The sequence below is a fragment of the Streptomyces telluris genome, assembly GCF_024519335.1.
Classification (GTDB): Bacteria; Actinomycetota; Actinomycetes; order Streptomycetales; family Streptomycetaceae; genus Streptomyces; species Streptomyces telluris.
In genome coordinates, this window is sequence record NZ_JANIID010000024.1 from 122,407 (window position 1) to 138,358 (window position 15,952).

The 15,952-nt window shown below is 73.2% G+C and carries 14 protein-coding genes; 8 read left to right on the forward strand and 6 right to left on the reverse strand.

All coding sequences use genetic code 11. The features are described from left to right. Window positions 1-16 precede the first annotated feature (16 nt). From pth to NQU55_RS24140, 5 genes are all read left to right on the forward strand, one after another. Window positions 17-607 (forward strand): aminoacyl-tRNA hydrolase, encoded by a 591-nt coding sequence (gene pth, locus NQU55_RS24120; protein ID WP_168093187.1) that lies wholly within the window; start codon window positions 17-19, stop codon window positions 605-607. A 108-nt stretch (window positions 608-715) separates the two neighbouring features. Then, window positions 716-1,279: a hypothetical protein gene (locus NQU55_RS24125; RefSeq protein ID WP_168093186.1), complete on the forward strand. Its 564-nt coding sequence runs from the start codon at window positions 716-718 to the stop codon at window positions 1,277-1,279. 88 nt (window positions 1,280-1,367) lie between these two features. After that, entirely contained in the window at window positions 1,368-2,498 is a 1,131-nt protein-coding gene (locus NQU55_RS24130; protein ID WP_168093185.1) for a glycosyltransferase, read from the forward strand. A 152-nt stretch (window positions 2,499-2,650) separates the two neighbouring features. Further along, window positions 2,651-4,342: an MDR family MFS transporter gene (locus NQU55_RS24135; RefSeq protein ID WP_168093184.1), complete on the forward strand. Its 1,692-nt coding sequence runs from the start codon at window positions 2,651-2,653 to the stop codon at window positions 4,340-4,342. An 80-nt stretch (window positions 4,343-4,422) separates the two neighbouring features. Continuing rightward, window positions 4,423-5,133 carry a class I SAM-dependent DNA methyltransferase gene (locus tag NQU55_RS24140; protein ID WP_168093183.1) on the forward strand — a complete coding sequence of 237 codons (711 nt, stop codon included), beginning with the start codon at window positions 4,423-4,425 and terminating at the stop codon, window positions 5,131-5,133. 94 nt (window positions 5,134-5,227) lie between these two features. Here NQU55_RS24140 and ppc read toward each other — a convergent pair whose 3' ends face one another. Continuing rightward, window positions 5,228-7,963, reverse strand: a complete 2,736-nt coding sequence (gene ppc, locus NQU55_RS24145) for a phosphoenolpyruvate carboxylase (protein ID WP_256791091.1) — start codon at window positions 7,961-7,963, stop codon at window positions 5,228-5,230. Window positions 7,964-8,157: 194 nt separating this feature from the next. Here ppc and NQU55_RS24150 point away from each other — a divergent pair, with 194 nt between their 5' ends. Both NQU55_RS24150 and NQU55_RS24155 read left to right on the forward strand, forming a co-directional pair. Next, a complete protein-coding gene (locus NQU55_RS24150; RefSeq protein WP_168093820.1) occupies window positions 8,158-9,138 on the forward strand; it encodes an acyl-CoA desaturase in 981 nt (326 codons plus the stop codon). Then, window positions 9,135-9,827, forward strand: a complete 693-nt coding sequence (locus NQU55_RS24155) for a TetR/AcrR family transcriptional regulator (RefSeq protein ID WP_168093821.1) — start codon at window positions 9,135-9,137, stop codon at window positions 9,825-9,827. The genes NQU55_RS24150 and NQU55_RS24155 overlap by 4 nt, the downstream gene beginning before the upstream one ends. Before the next feature lie 467 nt (window positions 9,828-10,294). On the opposite strand, the gene NQU55_RS24160 is transcribed toward NQU55_RS24155, so the two are convergent. After that, window positions 10,295-11,086 (reverse strand): trans-aconitate 2-methyltransferase, encoded by a 792-nt coding sequence (locus NQU55_RS24160; protein WP_168093822.1) that lies wholly within the window; start codon window positions 11,084-11,086, stop codon window positions 10,295-10,297. Between the two features lie 88 nt (window positions 11,087-11,174). On the opposite strand from NQU55_RS24160, the gene NQU55_RS24165 reads away from it, so the two are divergent. Further along, window positions 11,175-11,672: a MarR family winged helix-turn-helix transcriptional regulator gene (locus NQU55_RS24165; RefSeq protein WP_058046645.1), complete on the forward strand. Its 498-nt coding sequence runs from the start codon at window positions 11,175-11,177 to the stop codon at window positions 11,670-11,672. Here NQU55_RS24165 and NQU55_RS24170 read toward each other — a convergent pair. From NQU55_RS24170 to galT, 4 genes are all read right to left on the reverse strand, one after another. Continuing rightward, a complete protein-coding gene (locus NQU55_RS24170) occupies window positions 11,631-12,428 on the reverse strand; it encodes a response regulator transcription factor (RefSeq protein WP_058046646.1) in 798 nt (265 codons plus the stop codon). The two genes, NQU55_RS24165 and NQU55_RS24170, sit on opposite strands and share 42 nt — an antisense overlap. 306 nt (window positions 12,429-12,734) lie before the next feature. Beyond that, the gene (galK, locus tag NQU55_RS24175) at window positions 12,735-13,925 is read right to left on the reverse strand and encodes a galactokinase (RefSeq protein ID WP_256791092.1); all 1,191 of its coding nucleotides are present in this window, start codon (window positions 13,923-13,925) and stop codon (window positions 12,735-12,737) included. Then, window positions 13,922-14,896 carry a UDP-glucose 4-epimerase GalE gene (gene galE / locus NQU55_RS24180; protein WP_168093823.1) on the reverse strand — a complete coding sequence of 325 codons (975 nt, stop codon included), beginning with the start codon at window positions 14,894-14,896 and terminating at the stop codon, window positions 13,922-13,924. The genes galK and galE overlap by 4 nt, the downstream gene beginning before the upstream one ends. Then, window positions 14,893-15,952, reverse strand: a 1,060-nt coding sequence (galT, locus tag NQU55_RS24185) for a galactose-1-phosphate uridylyltransferase (protein ID WP_256791093.1), incomplete at its 5' end; no start/stop codon positions are given. The genes galT and galE, both read right to left, overlap by 4 nt.

The window sequence follows — 15,952 nt, forward strand, 5'->3', positions numbered from 1 at the left end:
TGAAGGAGACATGCAGATGACGGACGACTCCAGCCCCTGGCTGATCGTGGGCCTGGGCAACCCCGGGCCGGAGTACGCGGGCAACCGCCACAACGTGGGGTTCATGGTCGCGGACCTGCTCGCGGAGCGCATGGGCGCGAAGTTCAAGGCGCACAAGGCGCGGGCGCAGGTGGTCGAGGGCCGGCTCGGCGCGCCCGGGCTCTCCAGCCGCCGGGTCGTGGTCGCGAAGCCCATGTCGTTCATGAATCTGTCCGGCGGGCCGACGGCCGCGCTGCGCGACTTCTACAAGGTGCCCGCCGAACGGGTGATCGCCGTCCACGACGAGCTGGACATCGACTACGGGACGCTGCGGCTGAAGCTCGGCGGCGGCGACAACGGCCACAACGGCCTGAAGTCGATCACCAAGGCCCTGGGCCCGGACTACTGCCGGGTGCGGTTCGGCATCGGCCGGCCGCCCGGCCGGATGCAGGTGGCGGACTTCGTGCTCAAGGACTTCTCGTCCACCGAGCGCAAGGAGCTCGACTACCAGGTGGACCGGGCGGCGGACGCCGTGGAGGCGCTGATCGTGGACGGCCTGGAGCGGGCGCAGAACACGTACAACATCTGAGGCCGGGCGCGGGCGGCCCCGGCCCTGCCCCGGGCTCCGGCTGTCCCTCCGCCCCGCCTCGACGCCGCGTCGAGTGACGCTCCATGACGGCTCGTGAGAATGGCCGCCATGAGGATCCTTTTCGTAGCCGGGGACGCGCCGGAGGCGGCTCTCCCGCTCGTCGCCGCGGCGCGGGCCGCCCGCGCGGCCGGGCACGAAGTCGTCCTCGCCGGGGACACGGACCTGAGCGGGGCGGCGGAAGCGGCGGCCGCCGCCGGGATCGCCACGGCGGCCGTGACGGCGCGGACGCCGGCGGAGGCGTTCCTGGACACCGCCGGCAACCCCTTCCCCGTACCCGGGGACCCGCACGAGCGCCGGGTGCTGCGCGGCCGCTGCCTGGGGCGGTTCGCCGCGTGGTGCCTGGAGGGCCTGCCCGGCCTCGCCGACCGCCGGCGGCCCGACGCGGTGGCCGGCGTGCCTTCGGCCTTCGCCGGCCCGCTGGTGGCGGCGCACGCGAAGGTGCCCTGCGTGGAGTTCACCGGCGCCCCGGGCGAGCCGCTCGCCGTGGCCCTCGCGGCCGCCGCCGAGCTGACGCCGCAGCTGGAGGGGCTGGGCCTGTACGCCCTGCCGCGCCCGGATCTGAGCGCGGACACGCCGGAGGCGTTCGTCGCGGCCCTCGCCCGGCTGGGCTGACGGACGACGCCCGCGGCACACACCCCCCACCGGCCCGGTCGAGGCGTCGTCGAGCGCGGCTCGACGCCCGCACCCGACAGTCGGGCCCATGAAGATTCTGTTTGTGGGCGGCAACGGGGCGGGGACGCTCTTTCCCCTCGTCCCGCTCGCACAGGCGGCCCGTAACGCCGGTCATGAGGTCTTCATGACCGGCTGCGAGCCCGTCGTCCCGCTGATCCTGGACGCCGGACTGCCCGCCTTCGCGGTCACCCCCAAAACCGTGGCCGACTTCCGCATCCCCCCGCTGGGCAACACCGCGCCGGTCTCCGGGACGGGCCTGGACTCCCTGATCTCCATCGGCCGCATGTTCGGCCGCTTCGCCGCGGACTGCCTGGGCAGGCTCCGCGAGCTGGCGGACGGCTGGCGCCCGGACCTCGTGGTGGGCGGGGTGCTGGCGTACGCGGCGCCGCTCGTCGCGCAGTACGCGCGCGTGCCCTACGTCCGCTTCGGCACCGAGATGGGCGAACCCCTGGTCGTCACCCTGGCGGCCACGATCGAGCTCGGCGGCGAGCTGGAGCGGGCGGGCCTGACCGCCCTGCCCGCCCCGGACCTCACGCTCTCCTCCTGCCCGCCGTCCGTGCGCCCCGTGCACGCCCCGCCGGCGCTGCCGGTGCGCCACGTCCCGTACACCTCCCAGCGGACCGTCGAGCCGTGGATGCACCGGCGCGACGGCCGGCCGCGCGTCCTGGTGAGCGCGGGCAGCCGGGTGACGCCCGAGCAGGACTTCGACATCCTTCAGGGCCTGGTGCGCGAGGTCGCCCCGCTGGACGTCGACCTGCTGATCGCGGCGCCGGAGGAGGTGGCGGGCAAGCTGCGGCCGCTGCCGGCGGGGGCGCACGCGGGCTGGATCCCGCTCGACGTGGCCGGGCCGTCCTGCGACGTGATGGTGCACCACGCGGGCGGCAGCACGACGCTCACGGGCATGGCCCACGGCGTGCCGCAGATCCTGCTGACCCACATCGGCGGCCTGGAGTACCCGGCCCGGCTGGAGGAGCTGGGCGCGGCGAAGCTGATCCGCGCCGAGGACGACGGCGCGGAGACCATCGCGGCCGCGATCGGCGAGGTGCTCGGCGATCCGGCGTACCGGCGGGCCGCGGCGCGGCTGCGCGAGGAGGCGCTGGCGATGCCGGCGCCGTCCGAGGTCGTCGGGCTGCTGGAGGAGCTGGCCGCGAAGGCCTGAGACCCGTCCTGAGACCCGTCCTGAGATCCGTCCTGACACCCTCGCCCGGCTGCTCTTGACCTCAAGCCGCCTTGAGGTTCAAGCATGGGCAAAAACCGCCGCACGACCGGCGAACACCGCCAACGACCAACTACCACAACAGGTGTGAGGCCATGACGAATACCGCGCAGCCGGCCGCCGCGAGCTCCCAGGGCGAGGAGGGCGAGGGGGACGGCCTCACGCACAAAGCCATCATGACCGTGCTGTTCGGGCTGATGCTGGGGCTCTTCCTGGGCGCGCTCGACCTCATGATCATCGCCTCGGCGATGCGGACGATCGCCGACGAGCTGCACGGCCAGACGATCCAGGCGTGGGCGACCACGGCCTATCTGGTGACGTCGACGATCACGACGCCGCTGCTCGGGAAGTTCTCCGACATCTACGGGCGCAAGCGGATCTACGTGATGTCGATCGTCGTCTTCCTGGCGGGTTCGCTGCTGTGTGGCATGGCGCAGTCGATGTACCAGCTGGCGGCCTTCCGGGCGGTCCAGGGCATCGGCGCGGGCGGCGTGATGACCATGGCGTTCGCGATGATGGGCGACATGATGACGCCCGAGCGGCGCAGCCGCTACCAGGGCTGGTTCTCGCTGGTGTTCGGCCTGGCCGGGGTGACCGGTCCGCTGCTGGGCGGCTTCTTCGCCGGCATGGGGGAGATAGCGGGCATCGCCGGCTGGCGCTGGGTGTTCCTGGTGAACCTGCCGATCGGCGTGCTGGCGCTGATCGTCGTCGCGACGAAGTTCACCATGCCGCGGGTGCGCACCGCCCAGAAGGTGGACTACTGGGGCGCGTTCGCCCTCACGCTGTGCCTGGTGCCGCTGCTGGTGGTGGCGGAGCAGGGCCGCGAGTGGGGCTGGGGAACGCCGCTGTCGCTCGCGATGTTCGCACTGGGGCTGATCGGCCTGGTGCTGTTCGTACGGGTGGAGTCGGCGATGGGCGACGCGGCGATCATCCCGATGCGGCTGTTCCGCACCCGGACCTTCTCGGTGATCAATTCGGTGAACATCATCGTCGGACTGGGCGTCTTCGGGTCGCTGATCTTCCTGCCGCTGTACCTGCAGATGGTCAAGGGGATGTCGCCGACGGCCGCGTCGCTGATGCTGCTGCCGCAGACCGCGGGCACGATCATCGCGAGCCGCACCCTCGGGCCGGTGATCAACCGCAGCGGGCGGTTCAAGGCGTTCCTGCTGCTGGGCCTGTCCCTGGTGACGGCGTCGCTGTTCATGTGCGGCTTCGTCGGACCGGACACGGCGGTGTGGGTGCTGGTGGCGATCACGACGGTCATGGGCCTGGGCATCGGCATCTGCTTCCCGGTCACGCTGATCACGCTGCAGAACGGGGCGCGCAAGGAGGAGATGGGCGTGGCCAGCGCCGCGTACATGTTCTTCCGGGAGATCGGCGCCACGGCGGGTGTGGCGATCTTCCTGTCGATCATGTTCTCGGTGGTGGGCGACAAGATCTCCGACGCGTTCCGCGGTGCGGCCGGGGACGCCGGATTCCAGGCGGCGCAGAGCGATCCGCAGGTGCTCGCCGACCCGGCCAACGCCCAGGTGCTGGAGGCCGCGCAGCACGGCGGCCGGGGCATCGACCTCGACGACTCCTCCTGGCTGGCGAACGCCGACGAGCGGCTGGCGCGCCCGGTCCTGGAGGGCATGGCCGATGCGGTGAACACGGTCTACATCACGGCGGGCTGCGTGATGCTCGCCGCGCTCCTGGTGGCCCTCCTCCTGAAGGAGAAGAAGAAGGAGAAGGAGCCGCAGGGCGCCGGGGCCGGCGGGAAGGACGAGCAGCCGGCCGCGGCCGGCTGACACGAGCGCCGGTCGAGCGCGCCCCTAGGCGGGCCCGCCAGGCTGGGTGGTCGTTGTTGTCACGGAGCCGGGGGGACCCCATGTACGAGAACGACCGTGCCGCGGAGATGTACGACCTGCTGTACGAGGACAAGAAGGACTACCGGTCGGAGGCCGGCCAGGTGACCCGGCTGATCCGGGCGCACCGGCCGGACGCCGCCGCCCTGCTGGACGTGGCCTGCGGCACGGGCATCCACCTGCAGGCGTTCTCGGAGCTGTTCGCGCACGTGGAGGGCGTGGACCTGGCGGAGCCGATGCTGGCGACGGCGGCGCGGCGCCTGCCGGGCGTTCCGCTGCACGTCGGGGACATGCGTTCGTTCCGGCCGGAGCGCAGCTTCGACGCCGCGGTCTGCATGTTCAGCTCGATCGCGTACATGCGCTCGGCCGCGGACCTGGACCGGGCCGTCGCGACGCTGGCGGCCGCGGTGGTGCCCGGCGGCGTCGTCCTGGTGGAGCCGTGGTGGTTCCCGGAGACGTTCCTGGACGGGTACGTGGCCGGCCACGCACTCACCCGTGACGGCCGCACCATCACCCGCGTCTCGCACTCCACCCGGCAGGGCGACATGGTGCGCATGGAGCTCCACTACGTCCTGGCGGACGCCCGCGGTGTGGAGCACCGCAGCGAGGTCGACATGCTGACGCTGTTCACCCGCGAGCAGTACGAGCAGGCCTTCTCCCGGGCCGGGGTGAAGGCGGAGTACGTGGAGTCCGAGGGGACGGGGCCGGGCTTCTTCGTGGGCGTGCGCGGCTGAGCCGCCGCCCGTCCCGCGCACCCGGCCCGTACGGCGGCGGGGCGCCCCTTCCGGCATGAAGGGGCGCCCCGCTCCGTCGTTTTTCGGTCCGCGGTCAGCCGGTGTTGCGCAGACCCGCGGCCACGCCGTTGACGGTGAGCAGGAGCGCGCGCGCCAGCAGCGGGTCGGCGGGCTCGCCGCGCTCGGCGGCCCGGCGCTGACGGTGCAGCAGCGTGACCTGGAGGTAGGAGATCGGGTCCAGGTAGGCGTCGCGGATGTGGAAGGTCTGGCGCAGGACGGGGCTCGCGTCGAGCAGCTCGGCCTCGCCCGTGATGCGCAGGACCTCCTGGACGGTGAGCTCGTGCTCGGCCTTGATGGCGTCGAAGACGTGCTTGAGCTCGTCGGGCACGAGGGTGTCGACGTAGTGCTGCGCGATGCGCAGGTCGGTCTTGGCGAGCGTCATCTCGACGTTGGACAGGAAGTTCTGGAAGAAGTGCCAGTGCTCGTGCATCTCGTCCAGGACGGTGTCCAGGCCGGCCTCGCGGGCGGCCTTGAGGCCGGAGCCGACGCCGAACCAGCCGGGCACGATCTGCCGGGACTGGGTCCAGCCGAAGACCCACGGGATGGCCCGCAGGCCGTCCAGGCCAGCGCCGGAGTCGGGGCGGCGCGAGGGGCGCGAGCCGAGGTGGAGCTCGGCGAGCTGGTCGACGGGGGTGGAGGCGAAGAAGTACGCCGGCAGGTCCGGGTCCTCGACGAGGCGGCGGTAGGCGTCGTGGGCGGCGTCGGAGACGGTGTCCATGGCCGCGTCCCAGCGGGCGAGGGCCTCGTCGGACTGGCGGGGCGCGGTGTGCAGGGCGGAGGCCTGCAGCGTCGCGGCGACCGTCAGCTCCAGGTTCTCCCGGGCGAGGGCCGGCAGCAGGTACTTGTCGGAGATGACCTCGCCCTGCTCGGTCACCTTGATCTCGCCCTCCAGGGTGCCCCAGGGCTGGGCGAGGATCGCGTCGTGGGTGGGGCCGCCGCCGCGGCCGACGGTGCCGCCCCGGCCGTGGAAGAGGCGCAGGCGCACGCCGTAGCGGTGGGCGACGTCGCGCAGGCGGCGCTGGGCACGGTGGATCTCCCACTGGGAGGTGGTGATGCCGCCGAACTTGGAGGAGTCGGAGTAGCCGAGCATGACCTCCTGGACGTCCCCGCGGAGGGCGACCAGGCGCCGGTAGGAGGGGTCGGCGAGCATGTCGTCGAGGATGCGGTCGGCTTCCTTGAGCTCGTCCGTGGTCTCCAGGAGCGGCACGATGCCGATCTTCGCCCAGCCTGCGTGCAGGTCGATCAGGCCGGCCTCGCGGGCCAGGACCGCGGCGGCGAAGACGTCGTCGGCGCCCTGGCACATGGAGATGATGTACGACTCGACGACCTCGGGGCCGAACTTCTCCAGCGCCTCGCTGATCGTGCCGAAGACGCCGAGGGTCTTGGCGCCGGCCGCGTCGAGGGGCGCGGGGCTGGGGGCCAGCGGGCGGCGCGAGCGCAGCTCCTTGGCGAGGAGCTTGCGGCGGTAGTCGCGCGGCATGTCCGCGTAGCGCCAGGACTCCTCGCCGAGGCGGTCGAAGAGCTGGCCGAGGGCGTGGTGGTGGGCGTCGGCGTGCTCGCGGACGTCCATGGTGGCCAGGTGCAGGCCGAAGGCGGCCAGGGTGCGCAGGGCGCGCTCCAGGCGGCCGTCGGCGATCAGGCGGCCGCGGTGGGCGCGCAGGGAGTCCTGGATGATCTGCAGGTCGGCGAGGAGCTCGGTGGTGCCGAGGTAGTCGCGGCCCTCCTCGTGCGGGGTGTTGCGGGCCAGGCGCTCGCGGGTGTTGACGAGCTTCTGGCGGATGCACGTCGCCTTGAGCCGGTAGGGCTCCTCGGCGTTGAGGCGCTTGTAGCGGGGGCTGATCTCCGGCAGCAGTTCGAGGTCGCGCTGGAGGGAGGCGAGGAGCTCCTCGGTGGCGCCGCTGTTGCGGATGGAGTTCGACAGGGCGCCGCGCAGGACGTCGACGAGCTCCAGGGCGTCGGTGATGCCGTGCTCGTGCTGCAGGATCAGCACGTCCCAGGTGACCTGGGGGGTGACGTTGGGGTTGCCGTCGCGGTCGCCGCCGATCCAGGTGCCGAAGGTCAGCGGGCGGGTGGTGGCGGGCAGGGCGACGCCCACCCGGTCCAGCTCGGCGGCCAGGTCCTCCAGGACGTCGCCGACGGCGTTGGCGTGCAGCTCGTCCAGGTAGTAGATCGCGTTGCGGGCCTCGTCCGTGGGCTCGGGGCGGGCCACGCGCAGCTCGTCGGTCTGCCAGAGCAGGTCGATGTTCTCGGCCAGGCGCAGGTCGGTGCGGCGCCGGTCGCCGGTGGCGCCCGCGGAGCGGGAGTCCAGGGCGTCGAGGAGCTCGGCGATGCGGCGGAGCTTGTTGAGGACGCTGCGGCGGGCGGCCTCGGTGGGGTGCGCGGTGAAGACGGGGCGCACCCCGAGGTGCTCGACGGTCTCCCGGACGTGCTCGGGGTCGGCCTCCTTCAGCTGGTCCGCGGTGCGGGCGAGGATCGAGCCCTCGGCGGCCCGCTTGGCGGCCAGCTCGCGCCCGCGGTGCACCTGCTCGGTGACGTTCGCCAGGTGGAAGTAGGTCGAGAAGGCCCGGACGAGCTTGGCCGCGGTCTCCAGGTCGGTGGCGCCGAGCAGCTCGGCGGCGGCCTCCCCGTCGGTGCGGGTCAGGGCGCGGACGCGCTCCACCAGGTCGAGGAGCTCTTCACCCTCCTGACGGACCAGGGTCTCGCCGAGGAGATCGCCGAGGCGGCGGATGTCGGCGCGCAGGGCGGCGTTGGTGTTGTCGGCACTGCTCACAGGTGCTGCTCCTTGCAGAGTTTCCGGCACGTCTGGAGGGTTTGCGGACCGCGCTGTCCGACGCCCACCAGCATAGGTCGCCCTCCGACGCGCGGTTGTCCACAGCCCTCTTGCTCCGCGCTCCCGCCCTGCCATACTTACGAAGCCGTAGGTTACGGAACCGTAGCCATGCCCCGACCCCCATGAGGGAACCCATGACTGCAAGCCCCGACGTGATCGAAGACGCGCCGAAGGCCCAGGGAGCCCCGCTCCAGTCCGCCACGCTCGGTGGCGACAGCAAGCGTTCCGTCGAGCAGATCGCCCTGCTGCTGTTCATCACCGTGCCGTTCCTCGCCCTCGTCGCGGCGATCCCGCTGGCCTGGGGCTGGGGCGTGAGCTGGCTCGACCTGGGCCTGATGGTGGCCATGTACTACATCGGCTGCCACGGCATCACCATCGGCTTCCACCGCTATTTCACGCACGGCTCCTTCAAGGCCAAGCGGCCGTTGCGGATCGCCCTGGCGATCATGGGGTCGATGGCGGTGGAGGGCCCGCTGGTCCGCTGGGTCGCCGATCACCGCAGGCACCACCGGTTCTCCGACGCCGAGGGCGACCCGCACTCCCCCTGGCGCTACGGCGAGACGGTGCCGGCCCTGATGAAGGGGCTCTGGTGGGCCCACGTCGGCTGGATGTTCGACGAGGAGCAGACCCCCCAGCACAAGTACGCCCCCGATCTGATCAAGGACCCGGACATCCGGGCGGTCTCCCGCCAGTTCGTGCTGTGGACGTCGGTGTCCCTGCTGATCCCGCCGCTCGTCGGCGGCCTGGCCACCTGGTCCTGGCAGGGTGCCGCCACGGCGTTCTTCTGGGGTTCGCTGGTACGGGTGGCCCTGCTGCACCATGTGACGTGGTCCATCAACTCCATCTGCCACGCCGTGGGCAAGCGGCCGTTCAAATCCCGCGACCGCTCGGGCAACGTGTGGTGGCTGGCGATCCTCTCCTGTGGTGAGTCCTGGCACAACCTGCACCACGCGGACCCGACCTCCGCCCGGCACGGCGTGCTGAAGGGGCAGCTGGACTCCAGCGCCCGCCTCATCCGCTGGTTCGAGCAGGCAGGCTGGGCGTACGACGTGCGGTGGCCGAAGGCGGACCGCTTGGACTCCCGGCGGAAGGAGAGTGCCGCTCAGGCGGCATGATTGACAGCGTGGCGATCGACAGCAATACCACCAGTAACAAGGACCGGGCCCAGGCTGCGGGGCCCCGGCGCACCCGGCGGGTGCGGATGACCGGCGCGGAGCGCCGCGAGCAGCTGCTGGACATCGGTCGCACACTCTTCGCCGAGCGGGGCTTCGAGGGCACGTCCGTTGAGGAGATCGCGGCCAAGGCCGGGGTCTCCAAGCCCGTCGTCTACGAGCACTTCGGCGGCAAGGAAGGGCTGTACGCGGTGGTCGTCGACCGCGAGATGCGGCAGCTGCTGGACATGGTCACCGGCGCCCTCACCGCGGGCCACCCGCGGGAGCTGCTGGAACAGGCCGCGTTCGCCCTCCTCGACTACATCGAGACGTACACGGACGGCTTCCGCATCCTCGTCCGCGACTCTCCGGTGGCCCAGTCCACCGGCACCTTCGCCTCGCTGATCAGCGACATCGCCACCCAGGTCGAGGACATCCTCGGCCTGGAATTCAAGGCCCGCGGCTTCGACGCGAAACTCGCCCCCCTGTACGCCCAGGCCCTCGTCGGCATGGTCGCCCTCACGGGCCAGTGGTGGCTGGACGTCCGCAAGCCGAAGAAGGCGGAGGTGGCGGCGCATCTGGTGAATCTGGCGTGGCACGGCCTGGACGGCCTGGAGCCGAAGCCGCGCCTTGTTGGGCACAGGCGCGCCTGAGACCCCGAAACGGGGGCGGGGCCCCCGTCGCCCCGGGTTCAAGGGGCGAGCCCCCTTGAACCCCGCCACGGCAGCGGCATGCAGGTCCAGGATGCCCACGCATCCTGGAAACCGCCGCCGCGGCGCGCAACCACGACGACGGATTCCGGCGGTGCCGTACACCCCCAGGCGGGCCCGGCACCGCCGGACACGTTCGCGGGAGCCGATCGCCGTCGCGGCGGGAATGAAGGGCCGGGCCCTTCACGACGCGCTCGCCTCGCAGGCTCAGCCAGACCCGGGCAGGCCGAAACCGCCGCCGCGGCGCGCAACCACGACGACGGATCCCGGCGGTGCCGTACAGCCCCAGACGGGCCCGGCACCGCCGGACACGTTCTCCGTGGCCGATCGCCGTCGCGGCGGGATTGAAGGGCCGGGCCCTTCACGGCGCGCTCGCCGCGCAGGCTCAGACGGACCGGGCAGGCCGCAGGTCAAGCGTGGCGGGCCACGGCGAAGACGCGGCGGAACGGGAAGAGCGTGCCGTGGGGGCCCCGGGGGTACGCCTCGCGGAGGAGCGCCGCGTATTCCGACAGGAAGCGGGTCGTCGCCTCCGGGTCGTCCGCGAGTGCCGTCAGGACGGGCCTGAGGGTCGTGCCCTTCGTCCAGTCGAGGACGGCGTCCTCGCCGGGGAGAGCGTGGACGTACGTCGTCTCCCAGGCGTCCACCGCCAGGCCCGGGCCGGCGAGCCGTTCCAGGTACTCCGCGGGCGTGAGCACGTACCCGGGCCGCTGGAGCCCGCCCAGCCGGCTCCGCCAGGCCGCGCTCTCGCAGAGCCCGTGCAGGAGCACGTGGCTCGGGGCGTCGAAGTTCCCCGGCACGGTGAAGGCGAAGACCCCGCCGGGCGCGAGCCCCTCCACCCACCGCGGGAACAGCTCCGCGTGCCCCCGCACCCACTGGAACGTCGCGCTGGAGACGATCAGGTCGTACGTCTCCTCCGGCGCCCACTCCCTCAGGTCCGCGTGGGCGAAGGCCACGCCCGGCACCCCGGCCCGCGCCTGCCGCAGCATCGCCTCCGAGTTGTCCAGCCCCGTGATCCGGGCGCCCGGCCACCGTTCGGCGAGCAGGGCCGTGACGTTGCCCGGGCCGCAGCCGAGGTCCACGATCCGGGCGGGATCGCGGAGCGGGACGCGGGCGAGGAGGTCGTGGAAGGGCCGGGACCGGGGGCCGGAGTGACGCAGGTACTGCTCGGGGTCCCAGACGGGCGTGGCAGTGGTCGTCGTCATGCCTCCAGCATCGCGCCCCAAATGTCTCGACGTCAAGAGACTCGACATCAAGAGACTTCATGTCGACAGACCCTCTACACTGATCAGCATGGAGGACGAGGTCGATCGGCTGGTTTCAGCATGGCGCCGCGAGCGCCCTGACCTCGACGTGGAGCCACTCGAGGTACTCAGTCGCGTGAGCAGGCTCGCGCGCCACCTCGACCGGGCCCGCCGCCTGGCCTTCGCCGAGCACGAGCTGGAGCCCTGGGAGTTCGACGTCCTGACGGCGCTGCGCCGCGCCGGGGCCCCGTACCAGCTCTCGCCCGGCCAGCTGCTGACCCAGACGCTGGTCACCTCCGGCACGATGACCAACCGGATCGACCGGCTCGCGAAGAAGGGCCTCGTCCAGCGCGAGCCCGACCCGAGCGACCGCCGCGGCGTGCTCGTGCGCCTCACCGACGAGGGCCGGGACCGCGCCGACGAGGCGCTGGCCGGGCTCCTGGAGCAGGAGCGCGCCATCCTCGTCGAACTGTCCCGTACCCAGCGCCGTGAGCTGGCCGATCTGCTACGCCAGCTGACCGCCCCGTTCGACAACACTCCCGGTTAGGTCCACCGGCCCCACACCGGCGCGCCGCGCCAGCGCGACCGCCGCGAGCGTGGAGTGCACGCCGAGCTTGCCCAGGACGTTCTGCATGTGGGTGCGGACGGTGTGCGGGGAGAGGTAGAGCCGCTCGGCGACGGCCTTGCGGCCGAGCCCGGCCACCATGCAGCGCAGCACTTCGCGCTCGCGCGGCGTGAGGGACTCCACCAGCCGCTCGCTCTCCGTACGGTGCTTGCGGGCGGCCGTGAGCTCGCGCAGCACGCCCGTCAGCAGGGCGGGCGGCAGGTGCGTCTCGTCGCGCAGGACGCCGCGGATGACGGCCAGCAGCCGCGAGAGCGAGCAGTCCTTGGCCACCCAGCCGCCGGCGCCCGCCTGCAGGGCCGCCGCGGCCCTTCTGGGGTCGTCCCGCTCGGCGAGCACCACCGTGCGCACCGCGGGGTGCGCACTGCGCACTCCGGCCACGAGGGAGATGCCGTCGACCGCACCCTCCCCCGGCCCGCCGCCCTCGTGCACGGAGCCGTGGGCCTGGCCCCTGAGCTGCCCGGGCACGCCGCCGTCCTGGGCGACCGTGCCGAGATCGGCGTCGATGAGGAGCACGTCGAAGCGACGCCCCTCCGCTGCCGCCCGCTCCAGCGCGCGCAGCGCCGCCGGCCCGCTGCCGGCCGCGGAGACCTCCACGTCCTGCTCGGCCGCGAGGGCGGCGGCGAGCGACTCGGCGAAGATGCGGTGGTCGTCGACCACCAGTACCCGAATACGTGCCACTGCCACCCCCATATTCCGGGCGGCGGCCAGTGCGGGTACGGCGCCCGGTCCGGGGCCGCCACACGCCGCACGGCCGCCGCCGCACTGATGACTTACACCCCGCCCCGGGCGTCGTACCTGCCTGTCTCGCCCCCTGATCAGCGTCGGCCCCCACCGACGCTGTGCATCAGCGTACGGCGGGGGTCCCGCAACGGAAGCCGATTGGCAAAACTGCTCGACCCGCCTGTTTATGGTGAGCTTTCTGTTCAGTATTGAGGCAGTGAACGACATGGAACGACGCGAAGTTGACCATGCCCGACTGCACGATCAGGGAGGGGTCCGCGGCGCTCCCGTCGCTCCGGTCCGCTCCCCACCTCGGTACACCCGCCGCGCACCGCCGCCCGCCACCGCTGCGAAGACCCGCGGCGGACGGTGCCCGGCCGCCGCGAAGGCGGCCGTGACGGCCCCGCCGACCGCCTCCGCGGCCCCCTCCTCCACGAGCGCCAGCGCCGAGCCGCCGAACCCCGCGCCGGTCATCCGCGCGCCGAGCGCGCCCGCTTCGTTCGCGACCGCGACGGCCAGATCCAGCTCCGGGCAGGAGACCGCGAAGTCGTCGCGCAGGGAGGCGTGCCCGGCGGTCAGCAGGGGCCCGGCGGCGCGCGGCTCGCCCGCGCCGAGGAGCTCGGCGACCCGCCGGACGCGCTCCCCTTCGGTCACCACGTGCCGCACGAGCCGCCGTACGCCCGCGTCGGCGAGCCCGTCCAGCGCCGCGCCCAGTTGTCCGTACGGCACGTCCCGCAGGGCCCGTACGCCCAGCGCCCGGGCCCCCGCCTCGCAGCCCGCGCGCCGCGCCGCGTACGCGCCGTCGGCCAGGGCGTGCCGGACGCGGGTGTCGACGACGAGCAGCCGCAGCCCGTGCGCGGCCAGGTCGAAGGGCACCTGGCGCAGCGCCAGGTGGCGGGTGTCCAGGTGCAGGGCGTGGCCGGCGGTGCAGCAGGCGGACGCCGCCTGGTCCATGAGCCCGCAGGGGACGCCCACGAAGGCGTTCTCGGCGCGCTGCGCGAGCCGGGCGAGGGCGGGGCGGTCGCAGGTGGCGCCGTGCAGCTCGGTGAGCGCCAGGGCCGTGGCGACCTCCAGGGCGGCGGAGGAGGACAGGCCCGCGCCCGCGGGCACGTCGCTCTCGACGTACACGTCGGCGCCGCCCACCGGCAGGCCCGCCTCGCGCAACGCCCAGGCGACGCCCGCCGGATAGGCCGCCCAGCCCTCCACCCGGCCGGGGGCGAGCTCCGCGAGGGACAGCTCGGCCGCGCCCGCCGCCTCGCGCGAGCGCAGCCGCAGCACGCCGTCCGTACGGGTGGCCGCGGCGACCCGGGTGCACTGCGGGAGGGCGACGGGCAGGACGTGGCCCTCGTTGACGTCGGTGTACTCGCCGATGAGGTTGACCCGGCCGGGCGCGGCCCAGACGCCCCCGGGGGCGTAGCCGTAGGCGCGCTCGAAGCCTTCGGCCGCGGTGGTCACTGCTCCGGCCCGCGGCGCGCGAACTCCCAGGCGTCGGCGACGATTCCGGCCAGGTCCGGGCGGCGCGGGGTCCAGCCGAGGGTCTCGCGGGCGCGCTCGGCGGAGGCCACGAGGACGGCCGGGTCGCCCGCGCGGCGGGGGGCGGCGATCTGCGGGACGGGGTGCCCGGTGACCTTGCGGACGGTCTCGATCACCTCGTGGACGGAGAAGCCGTTGCCGTTGCCCAGGTTGCAGATGAGGTGTTCGCCGTCGCGGGCGGCGGAGAGGGCGCGCAGGTGGGCCTCGGCGAGGTCGGCGACGTGGATGTAGTCGCGGACGCACGTGCCGTCCGGGGTCGGGTAGTCGTCGCCGTAGACGGCGATCGCCTCGCGCTCGCCGCGGGCCACCTGGAGGACGAGCGGGATGAGGTGGGTCTCGGGGGCGTGCCGCTCGCCGTAGGGCCCGTACGCGCCCGCCACGTTGAAGTAGCGCAGGGAGACGGCGGCCAGGCCGTGGGCGGCGCACTCGCCGCCGATCATGTGGTCCACGGCGAGCTTGGTGGCGCCGTAGGGGTTGGTGGGGGCGGTGGGGGCGTCCTCGGTGACGGGGACGCCGACCGGTTCGCCGTAGGTGGCGGCGGTGGACGAGAAGACCAGGGTGCGCACGCCCGCGTCGCGCATGGCGGCGAGCAGGTCCGCGGTGCCGCCGACGTTGTTGCGCCAGTACGGCTCGGGGTCGGCCACGGACTGGCCGACCTGCGAGAACGCCGCGAAGTGCAGCACGGCGTCGTAGGAGCTGTCGAGCCACCGGCCCGCGTCCTGCACCCGGCCCTCGACGAAGGCGGCGCCCTCCGGGACGGCGGCCCGGTGCCCGGTCGAGAGGTCGTCGAGGACGGTCACGGTGTGCCCGGCGGCCAGCAGATGCGCCGCCACGACGCTGCCGACGTAGCCCGCGCCGCCCGTGACCAGGCACTTCCTGCTGCTCTCGCTCATTCGCTCGCTACCTCTCGCAGTCGCTCCGCCGCGGCCTCGGGCGGCACATCGTTGATGAACACGTTCATGCCGGATTCGGAACCCGCGAGGAACTTCAGCTTGCCGGGAGCCCGGCGGACGGTGAAGAGCTCGAGGTGGAGCGCGAATTCACTCCTGCGGGGGTCCTGGAACGGCGCCTGGTGCCAGGCGGAGACGTACGGGGTGGGCGCCGGGCGCGGCGCGCCCGTGCCGTGCCCGTCCCCGCCTTCCCGCCCGTCGAAGATCCGGTCGAACCGGCGCAACAGTTCCAGGTAGACCTGTGGGAACTCTGTGCGCGCCGCGTCACCGAGCGCGAGCAGGTCGGGCACGCGGCGGCGGGGGTACAGGTGCACCTCGTACGGCCAGTGCGCGGCGTACGGGACGAAGGCCGTCCAGTGGTCCGTGGCGAGGACGATGCGGCGGCCGTCCTCGTGCTCGGAGGCCACGACGTCGTCGAAGAGGTTGCGCCGGCCGCCGGCCGTGCGGGCCGTATGCGTGGCCGCGTGCGCGGCGGCGGAGGCGAGCATGCGCTCCGTGCGCGGGGTGACGAACGGGTACGCGTAGATCTGGCCGTGCGGGTGGCCGAGGGTGACGCCGATCTCCTCGCCGCGGTTCTCGAAGCAGAACACCTGCCGCACGGAGGGGAGCGCGGCCAGCTCGGCGGTGCGGTCGGTCCAGACGGCGAGGACGAGGGCCGCGCGGGCGTCGGTGAGGCCGGCGAAGGAGGCGTGGTGGTCGGGGGTGAAGCAGACGACTTCGCACCGGCCCGCGGCCCCCGCGAGCGACGGGAAGCGGTTCTCGAAGACGGCGACTTCGTAGTCGGAGGCGGGGATTTCCGTGGGGCGCCCGGGACTTGAGGGGCACAGGGGGCACGCTTCCGTGGGTGGGAGGAAGGTGCGGGTCTGGCGGTGGGAGGCGACGACGACGTCGTCGCCGAGGATTTGGTCGTGGCGGGCTTCGGGGACGGGGGGGGGGGCAGGTCGGAAGAGCGGGGGGGAGGGGAAGAGTGGAGGAGAGGGGGGGGGGGGCGGGTGGCGG

Coding starts and splice junctions, on each gene's coding strand:
- pth (WP_168093187.1), top strand. CDS start 17: ATGACGGACGACTCCAGCCCCTGGCTGATCGTGGGCCTGGGCAACCCC.
- NQU55_RS24125 (WP_168093186.1), top strand. CDS start 716: ATGAGGATCCTTTTCGTAGCCGGGGACGCGCCGGAGGCGGCTCTCCCG.
- NQU55_RS24130 (WP_168093185.1), top strand. CDS start 1,368: ATGAAGATTCTGTTTGTGGGCGGCAACGGGGCGGGGACGCTCTTTCCC.
- NQU55_RS24135 (WP_168093184.1), top strand. CDS start 2,651: ATGACGAATACCGCGCAGCCGGCCGCCGCGAGCTCCCAGGGCGAGGAG.
- NQU55_RS24140 (WP_168093183.1), top strand. CDS start 4,423: ATGTACGAGAACGACCGTGCCGCGGAGATGTACGACCTGCTGTACGAG.
- NQU55_RS24150 (WP_168093820.1), top strand. CDS start 8,158: ATGACTGCAAGCCCCGACGTGATCGAAGACGCGCCGAAGGCCCAGGGA.
- NQU55_RS24155 (WP_168093821.1), top strand. CDS start 9,135: ATGATTGACAGCGTGGCGATCGACAGCAATACCACCAGTAACAAGGAC.
- NQU55_RS24160 (WP_168093822.1), bottom strand. CDS start 11,086: ATGACGACGACCACTGCCACGCCCGTCTGGGACCCCGAGCAGTACCTG.
- NQU55_RS24165 (WP_058046645.1), top strand. CDS start 11,175: ATGGAGGACGAGGTCGATCGGCTGGTTTCAGCATGGCGCCGCGAGCGC.
- galE (WP_168093823.1), bottom strand. CDS start 14,896: ATGAGCGAGAGCAGCAGGAAGTGCCTGGTCACGGGCGGCGCGGGCTAC.